Genomic DNA, 17,754 nt, shown 5'->3' on the forward strand with positions numbered 1-17,754 from the left:
AGGGTTCGGGTCACGCAGGCGTCCTTTAAAATCAGATGGTGGCGGCCAGGGCGGCGAGCACCGCCGCCTCGGCCTCGTCGTCGCGGGCGAGCGTCAGCCGCATCCGCGTATGCTCCGCCGCCGGCAGGCTGTCGGGATAGTCGGCGCGGAAATGCCCGCCCCGGCTCTCGCGCCGGTTCAGTGCCCCCTCGGCGATCAGCCGGGCGGCGGTCAGGACCACGGCGTCAGGATGCGCCCTGGCCAGTCTGTCTATGACGGTGATCAGGGCGCTCAACCCTTCCTCGTCGCGCACCACGCCCGCGAACCGGGTCATGGCGGCGCGCAGTTCGGCCATGGCCTCGGGCGGCAAGTCCCTGGAAACCCGCGTCGCCCTCAAATCAGCCTTCGGCGACTGCACCTCCTGCGCCGCCGCCCGTCCGGCCCGCCGCCCGAAGGCGCCCGCTTCCAGCAGGGAGTTGGAAGCCAGCCGGTTGGCGCCGTGCACCCCGGTCGCCGCGCACTCGCCGATTGCGTAGAGGCCCGGCACGCTTGTGCGCCCCTCGTCGTCGGCGACGACGCCGCCCATGTGGTAGTGGGCCGCCGCCGCCACCGGAATGGGGCTGACGCGCGGGTCCAGACCGGCACGCATGCAGGCGGAAAACACCGCCGGAAACTCATGCGGAAAGGCCTCGCCCACCGCCTTTGTCGCGTCCAGAAACGCTCCGCGCCCGTCCACGCGCGCCGCATGGACCGCCCGCGCCACGATGTCTCGCGGGGCCAGGTCGGCGTCTTCGTCCGCGCCCAGCAGGAAGGCGCCGGTCCCGTCAACCAGCCGCGCCCCCTCGCCGCGCAGGGCCTCGGTGGCCAGGGGCGCGGGGTCCAGACCGACGTCGATGGCGGTGGGGTGGAACTGCACGAACTCGGGATCGAGGATCTCGGCGCCCGCCGCATAGGCCAGGGCCAGCCCCTCGCCGCGCAGGGCCGAGGGGTTGGTCGTCACCTCATAGAGGCCGCCGACCCCGCCGGTGGCCAGGACCACGGCCGGTGCGAAGACCTCGTCCACGCGACCGCCGCTGCGTTCGATCAGGGCGCCGCGCACCCGGCCGTTGACGTCCTGGATCAGGCCGCGCAGCCGCCCGTCCTCCCAGATCTCGATATGCTTGGAGGCCCTCGCGGCGGCCACCACCGCCGACAGGATGGCGCGCCCCGCGCCGTCGCCGCCGACCCGCGCCACGCGCGGCAGGCTGTGCGCCGCCTCCAGCGACACGGAAAAGCCGCCCGCCTCGTCCCGGTCGAAGGGCGCGCCCAGCGCGGCCAGCCATTCCACCGTCTCGCGCCCGCGCTCGGTCAGGGCGCGCGCGGCGTCCGGCTCCACCAGACCGGCGCCCGCCCCTTCGGTGTCCTGCGCGTGCAGCAGGGCGCTGTCCTTCGGCGACAGGGCCGCCGCCAGCCCGCCCTGGGCCCAGGCCGAGGAACAGGCGTTCAGCAGGGGCTCGGGCGTGACGACAAGGGTCTTCGCCGGCGCCGCCTCCAGCGCGGCCGACAGCCCCGCCAGCCCGCCGCCGATGATCAGCGGCCCCTCATGCCGGATGCGCGCCATGCGTCTAACGGCCTCCCACGCCGATGAATCTCAGGCCCATGTCGAAGGCCGGCTCGACCGCACCGCCGGTCAGAGGCAGCAGGGCGCCGATCGCCGCCGCCGCACAGACCGCCGCCGTCGCCAGATAGAGGGCCAGGCTGCGCCCCGCCTCGGGCCAACTCAAACGCCCCCAGGCCGCGCGCCAGACGCCGCGCTTCAGATGGCTGATGACGGCGATGCCGAGGAAGACCGCCAGGATCAGCCGCCCGGTCGACAGCCCCCACCAGACGGCCAGACCGCCGACGGCCAGAAGCGCGACCTGCTCCAGCCGCGGATGCACCCGCGTCAGCACCGGGCCCAGGGCCTTGGACCCGTCCAGCGGCGGGGCGGGCAGCAGGTTCACCAGATTGATCATGGCGATGAAGAAGGCGCCCATCAGCCATTCGGGCGAGCGCAGCCACAGCCCCGCCGCCACGAAGGGGATCATGGCGATCAGACCGAAGGCCGGCCCCGCCAGCGAGACCAGCACTCCGTGCCACTCGCTCTTCGGCTCGCGCTGCGCCTTGGCCAGTCCGCCAAGGAAGGGAATGATGTAGATGCGCGCCGGCCCCATGCCGAGGCGGTTCATCGCCAGAACATGGCCGTATTCGTGGACGAACAGGCCGAACAGGACCGCCCCCGCCACGATGACGCTGCCTGTGATCCACCACAGGAAGCCCGCCATCAGCAGGGTCGAGGCGATGGCCCAGGCCGGATGCTGGCCCTTGTCCTCCAGCGGCGCGGCCTTGCGAGCGCGTGCGGGCTCAGGCGAGGCCTGTTCGGGCGGCAGGTCCCAGGGACCGGGACGGCGCGTGGTGTGGTCGGTGTCGCTCATGGCGTCGAACTGGGCGCGCGACGACCGGCCCGCAACGGGCCGCATCGCCGCAGGGCCTCAGATCAGCTCCACATCGACGTGGTGCCTGGCCTTGATCAGGTCATAGCGCGCCGGGATCGCGGGCGGCGGCAGGTCGATCATCCGCTGCACCGCCAGGGCCGCGCGCTCGGCCATGTCCGGCTCCACCGTCACCTCGAACTTCATGTCGCGCAGGCAGTCGCGAATGTTCTCCAGCGTGATGCGCTTCATGTGCGGGCACAGGTTGCACGGGCCGATGAAGTCGACGCCGGGCACGTCGCCCTTGACGTTCGAGGCCATGGAGCACTCGGTGATCATCACCACCTGCTTCGGCTTCCTGGCCTCGACATAGTCGATCATCGCCGCCGTCGATCCGGCGAAGTCCGACGCCGCCAGCACCTCTTCGGGGCATTCCGGGTGGGCCAGGATTTCCGCGCCCGGATAGGCGGCGCGCATCTCGGCGATGTCATCGGCGGTGAAGCGCTCATGCACCTCGCAGCGGCCCTTCCAGGCGATGATGCCCACGGTCGTCTGGGCCGCGACGTTGCGCGCCAGATATTCGTCGGGGATCAGGATGACCTTGTCGACGCCCCATTCCTTCGCCGCCCATTCCACCACCTGAACGGCGTTGGCGCTGGTGCAGCAGATGTCGGTCTCGGCCTTCACGTCGGCGGTCGTGTTCACATAGGTGACCACCGGCAGGCCCGGATGGCGCTGCTTGATCAGTCGCACGTCGGCGCCCGTGATCGACGACGCCAGCGAGCAGCCTGCCCGCAGGTCGGGGATCAGGACGGTCTTGTCCGGCGACAGGATCTTCGACGTCTCGGCCATGAAGTGCACGCCCGCCTGGACGATGACCCTGGCCTTCGACTTGGCGGCCTCCTTGGCCAGACCCAGGCTGTCGCCGACATAGTCGCCGACCCCGTGGAAGATCTCGGGCGTCATATAGTTGTGGGCCAGGATGACGGCGTCGCGCTCCTTCTTCAGCGCATTGATCTCGCTGATCAATTTTGCCTGCTCCGGCCACTCCAGCGGGGTCACCAGACCCTTGACCTTCTCCCAGACAGGAGCGGTCTCTTCCGCCAGTTCCTTCGACAGACCGAAAGCGCCGTCCGCCATCGCCTCAACTCCCTTGCGGCCGTCTGCGCGGCCCCGACTTATGCTCAAAGTTAGCATAAGCAGGCGCAATGTAGGCTCTTCCGCACACGGCGCAAGGGAAAAGGGCGCGAGCGCCCCTACAGCGCCTCCGCCGCCAGCCGCGCGATCCACAGGGCGGCGCGCTTCTTCAGCTCGTCCTTGCGGGCCATGTCGGACAGGTCCGGCGACAGGCGATCCAGTTGCTCGAAGCGGAAGCTGTCGGCGCCGTGGGCGTTCCATTCGGTCTGAAGCGACCTGTAGGGGCTGCCGCCCATCCTGAGCGCGAACCACAGGCCGTTCTGCTGGGTGTCGATGTGGCGGCTCTGGCCCACCCAGGCGCGGCCGGTGGCTGAACAGATGACAGCGAACACCCCGGCGACGGTTTCGCGGTCCTTGTAGTCGTTGATGAGCGCCTTGCGGTCTACGGACGTCATGGACGCCTCCTTATGTTTTACCCGGATCAAATAGACGAACATATTACCCGGGTAAATATGCAGCGCACAAACAATCCGCCAAGCGCCCGCCGCAAGACCCTTCCCCCGCGTGCGAGTTCTGGCCTAGACCAGAGGTCGTTTGATCCTCCCGACCGCACCGTTTCGAGTTTATTCGTGCAAGACACCGTCCGCCGCATCCTGACCGCCCGCGTCTATGACGTGGCCGAGGAAACCCCTCTGGACCCGCTGAAGCGGCTTTCGGCGCGCATCGGCCGCCCCGCCCTGCTCAAGCGCGAGGACCTGCAGCCGGTCTTCTCGTTCAAGATTCGCGGCGCCTACAACCGCATAGCCAACCTGAGCGAGGCCGAGCTGGCGCGCGGGGTCATCTGCGCCTCGGCCGGCAATCACGCCCAGGGCGTGGCCCTGGCGGCGGCCAGACGCGGCGCGGCCTCGACCATCGTCATGCCCACCACCACGCCGGGCATCAAGGTGGCGGCGGTCAAGGCGCTCGGCGGAAACGTGGTCCTGCATGGAGACAGCTTCGACGACGCCTACGCCCACGCGCGGAAGCTGGAACAGGAGACGGGCGCCGCCTTCGTCCATCCCTTCGACGACCCCGACGTCATCGCGGGCCAGGGCACGGTGGGGCTGGAGATCCTGCGCCAGCACCCCGACCCGATCGACGCCGTCTTCGTCCCCATCGGCGGCGGCGGCCTAGCGGCGGGCGTCGCGGCCATCGTCCGCTTCCTGCGCCCGGAGACGAAGATCATCGGCGTCGAACCCGCCGACGCCCCGACGATGAAGAGCGCCATAGACGCCGGTCAGGTGGTGACCCTGGATCAGGTCGGCCTGTTCGCCGACGGGGTGGCCGTACGCCGCGCCGGCGACGAGACCTTCCGCCTGTGCCGCGACCTGCTGGACGAGATCGTCCTGGTCGACACCGACGCCATCTGCGCGGCGGTGAAGGACATCTTCGACGACGTGCGCGCCGTGGCCGAGCCCTCCGGCGCCGTGGCCCTGGCCGGGCTCAAGGCCTGGGCCGCGCGCAACCCCGGAAGCGGCGCCCTGGCGGCGATCAACTCGGGCGCCAACGTCAACTTCGACCGCCTGCGTCACGTGGCCGAGCGGGCCGAGATCGGCGAGGGCGCCGAGGCCCTGCTGGCCGTGGCCATGCCCGACCGCCGCGACGACTATCACCGCTTCCTGCAAAGCCTCGACGGCCGCTCTGTGACCGAGTTCAACTATCGCTGGTCCGGCGACGGCACGGCCCAGATCTTCGTCGGCGTCTCGCTGAAGACCGGCGGCGCCCTCAAGCAGCCGAGCGCCGCGCGCGAGGCGATAGGGCAAGAAAAAGAAGACCTGATCGAACGCCTGCGCGCCGACGGCTACGCCGTCGAGGACATGAGCGACAACGAAACCGCCAAGCTGCACGTCCGCTACATGGTCGGCGGGCGCACCATCGGCCTGCCGCACGAGCGGCTGCTGCGCTTCGAATTCCCCGAGCGGCCGGGCGCCTTCCTGCGCTTCCTCAACAGCCTGCAGCCCGCCTGGGCCTTGACCCTGTTCCACTATCGCAACCACGGCGACGACGTAGGCCGGGTTCTGGCCGGGATCAGCGTCCCGCCGAACCAGGCGACCGACCTGACGACAGCCCTGGACGAGCTGGGCTATCCCTATGTGGACGAAACCGACAATCCGGCCTGCCGGCTGTTTCTCGACGGCGCGGCCTAGCCTCACGGCCGGGCGAACCAGCGCCAGACGAACAGGACAGCGATCACCGCCAGGGTCACGAGGGCCACGGCCCCGTGCGACATTTCCAGAAAGCCGGTCTGCCACGGGTGCGCGGCGCGCGTGGCGGCGTCGAACGTCCACCATGTGTCCGGTCCTCGAACGCTGGCGCCCCGCCGGATCATCTCGCCGTCGAGGCGTTCCGCCATGGCGGGCCGCACCACGGCGTTCAGCAGGACGCCGACCGCCAAGGGGAGCACATACCAGAGGGAATCGATAAGGGCCTTGCGCCGCAGCGTGGTCATGGACGGAAACAGAGAAGGCCCGCTGGACGATGTCAACGCCGCCGTGCGGTTAGGCCCGGCTGATCGCCTCCGCGATCTCTTCCGCCGGTCGACCGGCCAGATCCTTGGGGATTTCACCGACCAGGCGCTCCTCCAGCGCCTTGTGCCAATGCTTGCGCAGCTGGCCGAGCGTCGTGGGCGCCGCGACCACGGCCAGGGCCTCAATCCTGTTGGTCAGGGCCATGTAGTTCAGAGCCTCGGCCACCCCCATGGCGAAGCCGTCCTCGGCCTGGGTGTCGTTGTCGGGGTTGGCGTCGCTGGATCGGCGGCCCGGCGCGCCGGACAGACGCTCGGGAATCTCTGGCGTCGCCATGGGCTTGAGCTGGATATCGAGGTTGTGGCCGCCGTTGCGGAACAGGCTCAGCTTCGCGCCGTCGGCGACGGCGACGAGGGCCCCGTTGGGCAGGTTCATCATCTGACTCCGGTTTGAGCGCCGGAAAGGGAGGGCGCTGTCAGTCTAGCGCGAACGCCCCTTGCACCGTTCCATCCTGCGACGCTTCGTGCGCCAGCAGCCACCGCTTGCGCTCCAGTCCGCCGGCATAGCCCGTCAGGGTCCCATTGGCGCCGACGACCCGGTGGCAGGGCACGATGACGCCGATCGGATTGGCCCCGTTGGCCAGCCCCACGGCGCGCACGGCGGCGGGCTTGCCGATGGCCTGCGCCAGTTGGCCGTAGCTCCAGGTCCGACCCGCCGGAATGGTCCGCAGCGCCGCCCAGACCGACCGCTGGAATTCCGTGCCGCCGGTCTTCACGGCAAGGTCGTCCAGCGCCGTCAGATCGCCGTCGAAATAGGCGACGACCGCGCCGCGCACCGCCTCCGGCGCCCGCCCCGGCGTCAGCCGGACCTCGCCGTAATGACGGGCCAGCAGCTTCATCATCCGCGCCTCATAGTCGGTGAAGTCGAAGGCGCGCACGGCGCCGTCGGCGTCCGTGACCAGCAGCACCTCGCCCACCGGCGTGGCGATGCGATCCAGGATGAAGACTTCAGGCTGCGTGTTTTTCATCGTCATTCTCCATGATCGCCATGCCGCCGATCCCCGCCTCGCGCAGGTGCAGCACGCCATAGGCCCGCCAGGGCCGCCATTGCTCGGCCCGCCCCGCCAGCCGCTCGTCTTCCAGCCGGTCGCTGGCCATGTCCGCCGCCTCATCCAGCCAGAGGCCCGGCAGACGCAGACCCGGCCGCGCCTTCACCAGCGGCGCCAGCAAGGGGTCCGCCGCCAGATCGCGCCGGATCGCCTCGGGGTCGGCCGACAGGTCGAACAACCGCCGCACCCGCGCCAGCACGCTCGGCAAGGCCTTCAGATCATCCAGCGCCGCCGTGACCGCCAGCCGCTCGCCCGCCTCGAACCGGGCCGAGACCTCGCCCGTCGCCCCGTCCGTCGCGGGGTTCAGAACGCGGCGCCAGACCCCGCCCTCGACCGTCTCGCCGTTCGCTTTCAGCGCCGCCAGCATGGCCTCGACCTCATAGGGCGGGCGATAGGGCAGGCTCAGCCGCACCCCTCCATCCCACGGCCGCTCGGCCCGTGCCCGCAGCGCCGACGGCGGCCGCCCGTACAGGGCTTGAAACGTCTCGTTGAAGCGGCGCACGCTGCCGAAGCCGGACGCCATCGCCACCTCGGCCATCGGCAGGTCGGTCTGGTGGATCAGGGCCTTGGCCAGCAGGACGCGGCGCGTCTGGGCCACGCTGACCGGGGCGGCGCCCAGATGCTGGCGGAACAGGCGGCGCAGGTGTCGCTCGCCCACCCCCAGCCGCGCGGCCAGGGCGTCGACGTCGCCCTCATCCAGCGCCCCGGCCTCGATCAGATTCAGCGCCCGACTGACGGTGTTGGAGGTGCCGCGCCACGCCCCCATGTCGGGCGCAGTCTCGGGCCGACAGCGCAGGCAGGCGCGAAAGCCCGCCTCCTCAGCCGCCGCCGCGCTGACGACGAACCGCATATTCTCCCGCTTGGGCGTCCGCGCCGGGCAGACCGGGCGGCAATAGATCCCGGTGGTCTTCACGCAGGTGAAGAAGCGCCCGTCGAAGCGCGGGTCGCGCGTCAGAACGGCCCGATAGCAGGCCTCCTGATCCAGCATGTCGCGGGCGTTTTCCATGCCCGCAACATGCGCCCGCCGCGCCGCCCTGTCTCGCGGTTTTCGGACATGACGGCGCCGCGTGGTTCAGCGGCTGCGCGCCGTCGCGATCCGCCACAGGTTCTGCGCGATGCTGAAGCCGTAGCCGATCATGGCGATCACCAGAACCCAGCTCAGGACCGCCCCCAGGGTCACAGCGGTTTCCTCCAGCCCGCGTCCTTCCAGACGCAGCGCCTGCAACAGTTCCGTGCCGATCCGGTCAGCAGGCCCGCCCGTCACCTTCGCGACCTGCTCGCCCTGGGTCAGGGTGAACCACCAGCCCGCCTCGAACAGGCGCCACGCGATCCAGATCCCGGCGCCCGCCAGAGGAATTCGCAAGACCCAGGTCACGCGATCCGCTCCACCGCGCGCCACGGTCACGGCGTCCACGACCAGACCCGCGATCACCCAGGCCAGGATGACTCCATAAAGGGTGGACCAGACGGGCGCAGCCGCCACCGCCACCTCGCCGCTGCGCAACATGAACTGGCTCAGCCCGTCAAAGCGGATCACGCCCATCCACCACAGCAGGAAGACGCCGCTGAAAACGATGGACCACAGGGCGTCGGCCACGCGCGCGCCCTGCGCCTTCGCGCCCGCGCCCTTCATTCCCCTAGACAGCCACTCAGCCTTGGCCTTCTCGGTTCCAGCCATCGACGCGCCCCACTTCGCCGGATCGGCCAGACCGAAGGCCGACAGGTCGCGCACCCGCCATTTCGTCAACCAGGCCGGCTTGATGTCGTAATGCTCCATGATCGCACCGGCGAGCGTCAGCGCGCCCAGCAGGGTCAGGGCGCCGGAGAAGAAGCCGTGGAATCCCTGGCTGATGGCCCGGCCGAAATCGGCGGGCGCGCCCAGCACATGGACCATCAGCCCCAGCACCTGCACCGCAGCGATGACGATCAGGCCCGCCTTGGCCCCGAACAGCCAGTAGGGAAACAGCTCCGGTCCGATCAGGCTGTCCGGCCCCTTGCGATAGCGGGCGGCGACGATCAGGGGATGGCCGATCTCGTGCAGGATCGCCTCCTTCTCCTCGTCGCTCAGGGCGCGGCCCAGTTCCTCTTCACGCGCCTCGATCCGGCTCAGGATCAGGTCGCGCAGTTCGGCGACGATGTCCTCGCGGTCCTCGACCGACAGTTGGGCCGCCACGGCCTCCAGATAGCGTTCGATCACGTCCATATCGGTCTCCCTCCCCCGAAATTTCACAGCATTCGATCCAGCGAGGCGTTGATGCCGCGCCATTCCTCGGTCAGGGCGGCCAGCATGGCCTCGCCCCCCGGCGACAGGACGTAGAAGCGCTTCTTGCGCTTCTCTTCCTCGCGCCATTCACTGGTCAGCAGCCCCTGCCCCTCGAGGCGCCGCAGCAGGGGGTAGAGGGTGGATTCCTCCATCTCCAACCCGTCCGCCGCCAGGGCCTGACGCAGGGTGTAGCCGTAGCGTTCGGTCCGCAGGCAGGCGAGCACCGCCAGCACCAGCGATCCGCGCCGCAATTCCAGCCGCATCGTTTCGAACAGATCCTTGTCCACCCGCGGACCACCTCACCTGTCGCCACATAGTGTGTGACACACAGTGTATGAGGCATACTGTATGAGGCTGTCAACAACCTGGGTTGTCTCATTATCGTCGGGACGAGCGCCAAAGCTCTCCTAAGGCGACGTCACCACATCCGTCACGGGCAGGCCGTCGACGATGACGGCGACAATGCTGCGGCTGTTCTCGATCTGCGTCAGCGGGTTGCGGGCCAGGAGCACCAGGTCGGCCTCGTAGCCGGGGGCCAGGCGACCGATCCGGTCAGAAGCTCGCAGCATGGCGGCCCCGCCCGGGCCTGCGGCGTGAAGCGCCTGGGCCGGTGTCAGGCCGGCCCGGACCATCCAGGACAGTTCCTCGTGCGCCGAGTATCCGGGGAAGACGAAGGGATTGTTGACGTCCGTGCCAAGGGCGATCGGAACACCCGCAGCGGCCGCTCGCCTGAGATTGTCCGAGGCCTGAGCCAGATAGCCAAGCGCCCCCGCCTCATCCTCCGCCGCAGCATCCAGAAAGGGCGGAGCCATCAGACTTTCAATGGCCGAAGGCTCGACGCCCGCCAGGGCGTAGGGATCGGACTCTCGCGCCCTGCGCGCCCAGGTAAGGAGACCGTCGTACAGGGCGAACGTCGCCACGAAGGTCATGCCCTGATCGGCCATCCGGCGGATCAGATCATCAGGCAGCGGGTCGACCGGCGCATGCATGAGCCCGTCGACGCCTGCATCCAGCGCGATCCTGACATGATCCGAGGCGCTGACGTGGGCGTACACGGGCAGCGAGTGATCATGCGCCGCCGCGACGATCCGGCTTACCTGGGCGTCGGTCAGACGCGGTTTGGGACGCCAGGGCGGCGGCCCGTCCTCGATGATGATCTTGATCGCATCCGCGCCCGCGGCCTTCCTGGCCGCGATCAGGGCGTCGATATCGGCATCCGCCGCCAGCATGGTCACGCCGACAGCCTCCATGGCCGCTGACGGCGGATCGACAGGCAGGTTGAAGATGGTGGAGATCGGGTGGCTTCCCGGCGCCGTGATCAGAGAACCCGATCCATAGAGGCCGGGACAGGCGCCGCCGTCGGAACGGCAACGCTCGCGCAAGGCCGCGAAGTCCGCATCATTGGCGCCCGTCCCGCCAGGGACGAAGATGGTCGTCACCCCATAGCGCAGGAGCTGCCGCAGGGCTCGCGACCGGGCGGCCTCGTCGGCCGGCGCGATCCCGCCTTCGCCGAGGTGGGCATGAACATCGATCAGCCCCGCCATGGCGAAGCGACCGGCGCCATCGACGCTCGGCGTTCCAGCCGGCGCCGTCAGCGCGCCCGCCGGCGCGATCCTCGCGATCCTCCCGGCCTCGATCAGGATATCCTGCGGCGCCGACGTCGATCCACTTGCGGGATCGACGATCGAAACGCCCGTTACGAGCAGGGACCCCCGCCCCGCCCCGGTCATTGACGGGTCCTCTGTGGACAAGGGCTGCGAAGCCATGGCGCACGACGCCGCCAAGACTGTCAGGCAAGGAAGCAGAGCAGCCAGCGAACGCATCGGCATTCTCCGTCAACACAGGGCGGACCTGTCCACATTCATATATCACAGGTCAATAAAAAGGCCCCAGACCGACAATGTCGGCAGGCGCCGATCAACAGCGAGCCGCCTCATTTCACCGACGGCTGCGCTCTTCGACGAGACTTCCCTTCGTCGTGAAACGACGGTTAAGCTGACGATCAGTCGGGGGAAGTCTCATGTCACGTCGTCGCATCGCCACGCGTCCTTTGCTCGCGCTCAGCCTGGTTCTGGCCGCCGTCGCTTCGCCGGTGACGGCGCAGCAGACGCCGCCGACGCAGGAGGCCGTCCTGGGCCACGCGTCCGGCGAGCGCATCACGCCGCCGGCCGAGGTTCGTCGCTATTTCGAAGCCCTGCGCGCCGCCGCGCCTGAGCGCATGGTCATCGGCGAATACGGCTCGACCTGGGAAGGGCGCCCCCTGTTCTGGGCCGCCGTCGGATCGCCGCGCAACATCGCCCGACTGGACGAAATCAAGGCTTCGGCCCGCGCTCTGGGCGACCCGCGCAAGACCTCGCCGGACCAGGCCCGCGCCCTGATCGCCGACATGCCGGTCATCGTCTGGATGGCCTATTCCGTCCACGGCAACGAGATCAGCCCCGCCGACGCCGCCATGGCCGCCGCGCGCCGCCTGATGGACCCCGCTGACGCCGAGGCCCAGGGCTGGATGCAGAACGCCGTGGTCGTCTTCGTGCCGACCCAGAATCCCGACGGACGCAACCGCTTCATCAACAGCTTCGAAGCCGGCCTCGGGGTCCAGCCCAACCCCGACCCCCTTTCCGCTGAACGCGCCGAGCCCTGGCCGTCCGGCCGCTTCAACCACAACCTGTTCGACCTGAACCGCGACTGGTTCATCCAGTCCCAGCCCGAAACACAAGGCCACGCCGCCCTGATCCGCGACTGGCGCCCCCAGGTCCTGGTCGATTCCCATGAAATGGGCACGGACGAGAGCTTCTTCTTCCCGCCTGAGGCCGAGCCGCTGAACCCCTGGATCTATCCGCCGATCCTGGAAGCGCGCGAACGCTTCGGCCGCAACAACGCCGGACGTTTCGACCAGGCGGGGCTCGACTACTTCACGCGCGAGACCTTCGACGCCTTCTATCCCGGCTACGGCGACGGCTGGCCCGCCTATTTCGGCGCCGTCTCCATGACCTATGAACAGGGGTCGGCGCGCGGGCTGATGGCGCGCCGGTCCACCGGACAGGTCATAACCTATGCCGACACCGTCAAGGGTCACCTGACCGCCACCCTGTCGACCATCGAGACCGCCGCCAGGGATCGCGAACGCCTGCTGAACGACTTCTACGCCTTCCATCGCGACGGCGTGGCGGGCGGACGCGGCGCCTATGTGATTTCACGCTCCGCCGCAGCCGACCCGGCGGCGGCCGACAAGCTTGCGGGCCTGCTGGTCCGCTCCGGCCTGGAAGTCGGCCGCGCCACAGCATCTTTCTCGGCCTGCGGCCAGGCCTACCGGGCGGGCGACTTCGTCGTGAACCTATCGCAACCGCAACGGCGAATGGCGGAGGTGCTGCTGGCCAGAGACGTGCCCCTGGATCCAAAATTCCTGGCGGCCCAGGAAGCGCGTCGCGCCCGCGGTCTCAGCGATCAGATCTATGATCTGACCGGCTGGTCCCTGCCCCTGCTGTTCAATGTCCCCAGCCAGAAGTGCGGCGCCGCTCCTGCGGTGCAGACGGCGGCTGTCGGCCCGGAGATCATCCGCCCCGCCGCGGTCGCCTCGGGCGAGGCGACCTACGGCTACGCCATTCACCCGGGTACGGCGGGGATGCGCTTCCTGACCGCGGCCCTGACGGACAAGCTGCCGGTCCGCTCGATCGAAGAGCCCTTCACCCTGGACGGTCAGGCCTATCCCGGAGGCGCCTTCATCGTGCCGCGCGCCGGCTCGCCCGCCGACCTGGACGACCGTATCCGCCGCCTCGCAGCCGGCAGCGGCGCCCAGGTGACGCCCCTGGCGACGTCCTGGGTTTCCAGCGGCCCCAATGTCGGCTCCGAAGCGGCGACCGTCATCACGGCGCCCCGCGTGGCGATGGCCTGGGACGAACCGACGGATCCGGAGTCCGCCGGTTCGATCAGACACGTGCTGGAGCGTGAATACGGCTGGCCCGTCACCCCGGTCCGCACCCGTCGCCTGTCGAGCGCCGACCTGGCGCGCTATCAGGTGCTGATCCTGCCCTCGGGCGGCGACTATGAGCGCATCCTGGGCGAAAGCGGCGTCGCCAATCTTCGGTCTTGGGTCCAGAACGGCGGCGTGCTGATCGGCGTCGGCTCGGCCAGTCGGCTGCTGACGGATCCTGACGCCCAACTGCTGGACAGTCGCCGCGAAACCGCCGTCTCTCCCAAAGGCGAGCAGGCCGACGCCGGCTCAGGCGCCACCGTGGCCGGCACCGAGATCGCCTCCGATATCGACTACCTGGAGCGGACGGCTCATCGCGACGGCTCGCCGGATTCGGTGGCGGGGGTTCTGGCCCACGCCGTCGTGGATCAGGAACACTGGCTGGGGGCCGGCGTGGCGCGCGAGCTCAGCGTCATGGTGCGCGGCTCGGACATCTACACGCCCCTGACCCGCGATCAGGGCGCCAACGTCGTCCGTCTGGCCGGGCCGGATCAGGTTCTGGCCTCTGGCCAGCTATGGGCCGAAAATCGCCGGCAACTGGCCTACAAGCCGGTCGCCATGGTTTCTGAGGTCGGGCGCGGCCAGGTCGTCGCCTTCACCCAGGACGTCACCATGCGCGCCTTCCTGGAAGGGTTGAAACCCCTCTTCCTGAACGCCGTCTTCCGCGGCCCTGCCCATACGTCGGGGGTGAAGGGCGAATGAGCCCACGTGCGTTCTGTGAAGGAAGCTGAAGCCGTGTTCAGGGCGATAGGGACGTGAGCCGCGCTCCCTGGCCCGGTCTTGCGGCAAGCGCGATCCTGCTCAGCGGTTGCGCCTCCGGCGTCGGCGGCCTGCCGGTGCAATGGCGCGGCGACGGCCCGCCGGTCGTGACCGCCCCGCCCGGCGACTGCCCGCCCCTCGACGGCGCCTACGCCTCGGTCGGCCAGGCGCACGGCGACGAAACGCGGCCGGCCGCGCTCCAGTCCGTGTTCGGTCACGAGCTGGGCCTGACGGAGCTGCTGGCGAGACACGCCGAACCGGCCGTGACCGTCGTCATCGCCCGCGCCGCGGACGGCGACGCCTGGCGCCTGTCCGACGCCCACGGCGCGGTCCGACTGGCGACGGACCGAACGCCCGTTCCCCTCGACCCCGACTGGGCGGTGCACGGCGCGCGCGTCGCCGGTTGCGCGGGCGGACGCCTGTGGATCGGCCTCAGCAGCGTCCGCACCCAGTATGAGACCATGACCGAGACCCGCGCCCTGGGCGTCCTGTCCGTCGGCCCCGACGGCGCCCTGATCGTCGAGACCCGGACGGAGCGTCGCCACCACGCCCTCCTGCCCTGGCCCTCCGTCCAGCGCCGCGCAATCCGCTACGCCTTCCCCGCGATCACTGAAGCCGCGTCGCCAGCGGCGGGGCGGCCGTAACGCTCCAGGCCCGAGGCGCGACCAGAGGACGGCCGCATTTCGCCTCGATCACCGCCCCCTCCTGCGTGGTGAAACGCACCGGCGAGGCGGCCGCGCAGCGCGCCTGGACGGCGAAGAACATCGCCGTCGCCTCCGTCATCGGATCGTGACCCTCGACCGCCGCCAGCAAGGGATCGCCCGACAGCACGCCGCACTTGTCGCCCGTATCCAGCCGCACGCCCTTCTCGGTGCGATAGAAGCCTGTGCTCCCCCCGGCGCAGTTCTCGCCGTTCAGGTGGAACAGGGCCGCCGCGCGGTATTCGTCCGGCGAAGGCTTTTCCTCCAGTGTGACGCCCAACGCCGCCAGCCGCCCGGCCACGCCGTCCCAGCGCGCCGCCCCCGGCCCCTCCATCAGCAGGGCGACCGCGCGTTCGCCCTCAGGCCGTGCGCGGAACTCGGCGACCCCGTAGCCGTCGCCCGCCATGCCCTGGTCCAGAACGTCCTTCCACAGATCGAAGACGTCGCGCGCGCCCGACGACGCCCGGCGCGTCTCCAGGTCGGCCAGCCACTGCACCACCGTCCCGCAGTCATAGACCGCCGAACCGGACCGCAACCGCGCCGGATCATAGTCCCGGTCGCCCAGCGCCTTGCGACACCCGTTCAACCGCTGCGACAGAGCCTCATGCGCCGCCGTCTCCGTCACCGCGCCTGTGGAGACCGCCGCCGCCCAGGCGCCGTATTCAGCCGCGCCCTCGTGCAGCCAGGGCGCCGCCTCGCCGTCCCGGTTCTCCAGCCGATGTCCGTTCCACAGATGGAAGGTCTCATGCCAGACGAAGGTCGCCAGAGCAGAAGCCACGTGCGCCGGCGGTTCGTCCCAGGCCACCCCGTGAAACCGGGTCGAGATGACGCCGCTGTCGCTCACGTCGCCGCGAAAATCCACCGGCCCCGGGCTGTCGGTCGTGACCAGCAGCACCGGCTCATACGGCAGATCCCGCCCCAGCCGCGCGCCGTAGAAGGCCTGGGCCGCGAAGAAGCCGTCGCGCATGATTCCGGCCAGGCTCGGCGACACCGTCTCGCCCATCGCCACCTTGGCCCCTGGATAGGTTTCGACCTGGCTTTGGGGGCCGAGATAGACGGAGCCCCTCTCCGCTTTCGTCGTCGGCAGGGTCGTCTCGCCTGCGGCGGGGCGCGCCGTCAGCTCGGCGTCCATGCCCTGCAAGGCCAGGGCCGGTCCGTACAGAATGCTTCCCGATCCGATGCGCGCCAGGGCCAGGTAGCCGCGGTCCCGCTCGGTCGTGTCGGGCGCGATCAGGATCTCGAAGCTCTGGAACGGCACCTCTCCCTCAACCGCCCCATCCGCCAAGGTCAGGCCCGGCGTCGTCACCGTCCATTCGGTGCGGACAATGTTCTGATCCAGAAACGCCACGCGCGTCGTCGGCTCGGCCAGGCGCCAGGTCACGGCCACCCCGCCGGGCGTCGAGCGCGCCTCGACCGTCGCCGCCTGCTGGGCCAGGGCGGGCGCCGCCACGCCGCACGTCATGACCGCCGCCGTCGCCATCGCGGCGGCCGCGCGCAGAATCGTCTTGTTCATGGTCGCTCCCCTACGCCCCTGGGAGCAGAGCTTGGCCGCGTCGCGGCCGCCTCGTCAACCGAGGTTCACTCGACGGTTTCGGCGTCTCCGCCCTGGACCATGCGAACCACGGCCAGGTCGGCGGTGACATTGCCCAGGGTGCGGAAGATGTCAGGGATGACCTCCACCGCCAGCAGCAGGGGCAGCATTTCCAGCGGCACCCCCATGGCGATGCAGATGGGAGCAATGGAGGCGAAGAAGCTGGCTTGCCCCGGCAGGCCCACCGTGCCGATCGAGATCAGCACCGCCGTCAGCATGGCCGCCAGCAGCTGTCCCGCCGACGGCTCGATGCCGAACAGGTGGGCGCAATAGACAGCGACGCCCAGATTGGCCACCGGGCTGGTGATGCGGAACACCGCCACCGCCAGCGGCAGGACCAGCCCCGCCGTCGATCGCTTGACGCCCAGGTCGTCGACCGCCCGCTCGACCATGACCGGCAGGCTGGCCAGCGACGACTGGGTCGAGAAGGCCACCACCTGGGCCGGGGCCGCCGCACGCGCAAACCGGCCCAGGCTCACCCGACCGAAGATGACGGCCAGCGGATAGAAGATCAGGCCGATGCCGATACAGGCGATGGAGATCAGCGCCACATAGTGCAGCAAGACCCCCGCCGCGCTGGCCCCCGCCGTCAGCCCCACCCCGATCGACAGGGCGAAGACGCCCAGCGGCGCCGCCTTCAGCACCCAGCGGACGATGATGATCATCGTCTCGCCCACCGCCTCGAAGAAGGTCATCAGCGGGACCCGCAGCCGCTCGGGCAGGCCCGAGGCCGCAAAGCCGAAGAAGACCGCGAACACCACCATGCCCAGAATGGCGTCCTCAGCCGCCGCGCGGATCGGGTTGGACGGGGCGATGGTCTTGACGAACTCGCTGAACGGCGCGCCGGCGCCCAGCCCCTCGGCGCCCTCCGGCTTGATCGCCAGTAGCAGGCGCGCGCCCTCCGGGTCGATCGGCCACAGGGCGTGCAGGCCATAGGCCGCCGCCACGGCGTAGACCGTCGCAAAAACGATCAGCCCCCCGAACCACGACACCGCCCTCAGCGCCAGCCGCCCGGTCCGCGCCGCGTCGGCGATGGAAGCGATGCCCGTCACCAGCAGGCTGAACACCAGGGGGATGATCGTCATCCTCAGCGCATTCAGCCACAGCTGGCCCAGCGCCTGAATGAAGTCCGCCGTGACATGGCCGCCCGGCAGGCCCCAGCGCTGCGCCGCCGCCCCGGCCAGCAGGCCCAGCACAAGCGACAGCAGCACCAAGGTGCTGAGAGAGGTCAGGAAAGAACGCGCCGATTTCATGACGGTCACGCTAGCAGCCGCCGCGCCGCGCGCCAGCGG

General features: G+C 69.8%; 16 protein-coding genes. 3 read left to right on the plus strand and 13 right to left on the minus strand.

Going from position 1 to position 17,754, the window contains the following annotated elements; genetic code table 11:
- Window positions 1–31: 31 nt before the first annotated feature.
- The 4 genes from ACZ5XO_RS13050 to ACZ5XO_RS13065 all read right to left on the minus strand — a co-directional run bounded on the left by ACZ5XO_RS13050 (window position 32) and on the right by ACZ5XO_RS13065 (window position 4,021).
- Window positions 32–1,579, minus strand: a complete 1,548-nt coding sequence (locus tag ACZ5XO_RS13050) for an L-aspartate oxidase (RefSeq protein ID WP_464162768.1) — start codon at window positions 1,577–1,579, stop codon at window positions 32–34.
- 4 nt (window positions 1,580–1,583) lie between these two features.
- Window positions 1,584–2,477, minus strand: a complete 894-nt coding sequence (locus ACZ5XO_RS13055) for a metalloprotease (RefSeq protein WP_464162769.1) — start codon at window positions 2,475–2,477, stop codon at window positions 1,584–1,586.
- A 12-nt stretch (window positions 2,478–2,489) separates the two neighbouring features.
- Window positions 2,490–3,569 (minus strand): quinolinate synthase NadA, encoded by a 1,080-nt coding sequence (gene nadA, locus ACZ5XO_RS13060; protein WP_464162771.1) that lies wholly within the window; start codon window positions 3,567–3,569, stop codon window positions 2,490–2,492.
- Window positions 3,570–3,685: 116 nt separating this feature from the next.
- Window positions 3,686–4,021: a GIY-YIG nuclease family protein gene (locus ACZ5XO_RS13065; protein ID WP_464162772.1), complete on the minus strand. Its 336-nt coding sequence runs from the start codon at window positions 4,019–4,021 to the stop codon at window positions 3,686–3,688.
- Between the two features lie 174 nt (window positions 4,022–4,195).
- Between ACZ5XO_RS13065 and ilvA the strand changes: the two genes are divergently transcribed.
- Window positions 4,196–5,752 carry a threonine ammonia-lyase, biosynthetic gene (ilvA, locus tag ACZ5XO_RS13070; RefSeq protein ID WP_464162774.1) on the plus strand — a complete coding sequence of 519 codons (1,557 nt, stop codon included), beginning with the start codon at window positions 4,196–4,198 and terminating at the stop codon, window positions 5,750–5,752.
- Between the two features lie 2 nt (window positions 5,753–5,754).
- On the opposite strand, the gene ACZ5XO_RS13075 is transcribed toward ilvA, so the two are convergent.
- The 7 genes from ACZ5XO_RS13075 to ACZ5XO_RS13105 all read right to left on the minus strand — a co-directional run bounded on the left by ACZ5XO_RS13075 (window position 5,755) and on the right by ACZ5XO_RS13105 (window position 11,171).
- On the minus strand, window positions 5,755–6,054 hold the full coding sequence (locus ACZ5XO_RS13075; RefSeq protein WP_464162775.1) for a hypothetical protein: 300 nt from the start codon (window positions 6,052–6,054) through the stop codon (window positions 5,755–5,757).
- Window positions 6,055–6,103: 49 nt separating this feature from the next.
- Window positions 6,104–6,505, minus strand: a complete 402-nt coding sequence (locus ACZ5XO_RS13080) for a host attachment family protein (RefSeq protein WP_464162777.1) — start codon at window positions 6,503–6,505, stop codon at window positions 6,104–6,106.
- Window positions 6,506–6,545: 40 nt separating this feature from the next.
- Window positions 6,546–7,097: a methylated-DNA--[protein]-cysteine S-methyltransferase gene (locus ACZ5XO_RS13085; RefSeq protein WP_464162779.1), complete on the minus strand. Its 552-nt coding sequence runs from the start codon at window positions 7,095–7,097 to the stop codon at window positions 6,546–6,548.
- Complete coding sequence (locus ACZ5XO_RS13090) at window positions 7,078–8,184, minus strand: bifunctional transcriptional activator/DNA repair enzyme AdaA (protein WP_464162781.1); 1,107 nt, start codon at window positions 8,182–8,184, stop codon at window positions 7,078–7,080. The genes ACZ5XO_RS13085 and ACZ5XO_RS13090 overlap by 20 nt, the downstream gene beginning before the upstream one ends.
- 66 nt (window positions 8,185–8,250) lie before the next feature.
- Window positions 8,251–9,381 (minus strand): hypothetical protein, encoded by a 1,131-nt coding sequence (locus ACZ5XO_RS13095; protein ID WP_464162782.1) that lies wholly within the window; start codon window positions 9,379–9,381, stop codon window positions 8,251–8,253.
- A gap of 23 nt (window positions 9,382–9,404) precedes the next feature.
- Window positions 9,405–9,704 carry a PadR family transcriptional regulator gene (locus tag ACZ5XO_RS13100; RefSeq protein ID WP_464164921.1) on the minus strand — a complete coding sequence of 100 codons (300 nt, stop codon included), beginning with the start codon at window positions 9,702–9,704 and terminating at the stop codon, window positions 9,405–9,407.
- Between the two features lie 144 nt (window positions 9,705–9,848).
- A complete protein-coding gene (locus tag ACZ5XO_RS13105; RefSeq protein WP_464162783.1) occupies window positions 9,849–11,171 on the minus strand; it encodes an amidohydrolase family protein in 1,323 nt (440 codons plus the stop codon).
- Window positions 11,172–11,461: 290 nt separating this feature from the next.
- Between ACZ5XO_RS13105 and ACZ5XO_RS13110 the strand changes: the two genes are divergently transcribed.
- Window positions 11,462–14,113 carry a M14 family metallopeptidase gene (locus ACZ5XO_RS13110; protein ID WP_464162784.1) on the plus strand — a complete coding sequence of 884 codons (2,652 nt, stop codon included), beginning with the start codon at window positions 11,462–11,464 and terminating at the stop codon, window positions 14,111–14,113.
- Between the two features lie 53 nt (window positions 14,114–14,166).
- Entirely contained in the window at window positions 14,167–14,814 is a 648-nt protein-coding gene (locus ACZ5XO_RS13115; protein ID WP_464162786.1) for a hypothetical protein, read from the plus strand.
- Here the strand turns inward: ACZ5XO_RS13115 and ACZ5XO_RS13120 are convergent.
- Window positions 14,777–16,384 (minus strand): hypothetical protein, encoded by a 1,608-nt coding sequence (locus ACZ5XO_RS13120; RefSeq protein WP_464162787.1) that lies wholly within the window; start codon window positions 16,382–16,384, stop codon window positions 14,777–14,779. The genes ACZ5XO_RS13115 and ACZ5XO_RS13120 overlap by 38 nt on opposite strands.
- Window positions 16,385–16,449: 65 nt before the next feature.
- The gene (locus ACZ5XO_RS13125; protein ID WP_464164923.1) at window positions 16,450–17,715 is read right to left on the minus strand and encodes a dicarboxylate/amino acid:cation symporter; all 1,266 of its coding nucleotides are present in this window, start codon (window positions 17,713–17,715) and stop codon (window positions 16,450–16,452) included.
- Window positions 17,716–17,754: the final 39 nt, after the last annotated feature.

It is taken from the genome of Brevundimonas sp. T2-11 (genome assembly GCF_055397675.1).

Excerpts from the sequence above, each read along its gene's own strand:
- ACZ5XO_RS13050 (WP_464162768.1), bottom strand. The coding sequence starts at position 1,579 with ATGGCGCGCATCCGGCATGAGGGGCCGCTGATCATCGGCGGCGGGCTG.
- ACZ5XO_RS13055 (WP_464162769.1), bottom strand. The coding sequence starts at position 2,477 with ATGCGGCCCGTTGCGGGCCGGTCGTCGCGCGCCCAGTTCGACGCCATG.
- nadA (WP_464162771.1), bottom strand. The coding sequence starts at position 3,569 with ATGGCGGACGGCGCTTTCGGTCTGTCGAAGGAACTGGCGGAAGAGACC.
- ACZ5XO_RS13065 (WP_464162772.1), bottom strand. The coding sequence starts at position 4,021 with ATGACGTCCGTAGACCGCAAGGCGCTCATCAACGACTACAAGGACCGC.
- ACZ5XO_RS13075 (WP_464162775.1), bottom strand. The coding sequence starts at position 6,054 with ATGACCACGCTGCGGCGCAAGGCCCTTATCGATTCCCTCTGGTATGTG.
- ACZ5XO_RS13080 (WP_464162777.1), bottom strand. The coding sequence starts at position 6,505 with ATGAACCTGCCCAACGGGGCCCTCGTCGCCGTCGCCGACGGCGCGAAG.
- ACZ5XO_RS13085 (WP_464162779.1), bottom strand. The coding sequence starts at position 7,097 with ATGAAAAACACGCAGCCTGAAGTCTTCATCCTGGATCGCATCGCCACG.
- ACZ5XO_RS13090 (WP_464162781.1), bottom strand. The coding sequence starts at position 8,184 with ATGGAAAACGCCCGCGACATGCTGGATCAGGAGGCCTGCTATCGGGCC.
- ACZ5XO_RS13095 (WP_464162782.1), bottom strand. The coding sequence starts at position 9,381 with ATGGACGTGATCGAACGCTATCTGGAGGCCGTGGCGGCCCAACTGTCG.
- ACZ5XO_RS13100 (WP_464164921.1), bottom strand. The coding sequence starts at position 9,704 with ATGCGGCTGGAATTGCGGCGCGGATCGCTGGTGCTGGCGGTGCTCGCC.
- ACZ5XO_RS13105 (WP_464162783.1), bottom strand. The coding sequence starts at position 11,171 with ATGACCGGGGCGGGGCGGGGGTCCCTGCTCGTAACGGGCGTTTCGATC.
- ACZ5XO_RS13110 (WP_464162784.1), top strand. The coding sequence starts at position 11,462 with ATGTCACGTCGTCGCATCGCCACGCGTCCTTTGCTCGCGCTCAGCCTG.
- ACZ5XO_RS13120 (WP_464162787.1), bottom strand. The coding sequence starts at position 16,384 with ATGAACAAGACGATTCTGCGCGCGGCCGCCGCGATGGCGACGGCGGCG.
- ACZ5XO_RS13125 (WP_464164923.1), bottom strand. The coding sequence starts at position 17,715 with ATGAAATCGGCGCGTTCTTTCCTGACCTCTCTCAGCACCTTGGTGCTG.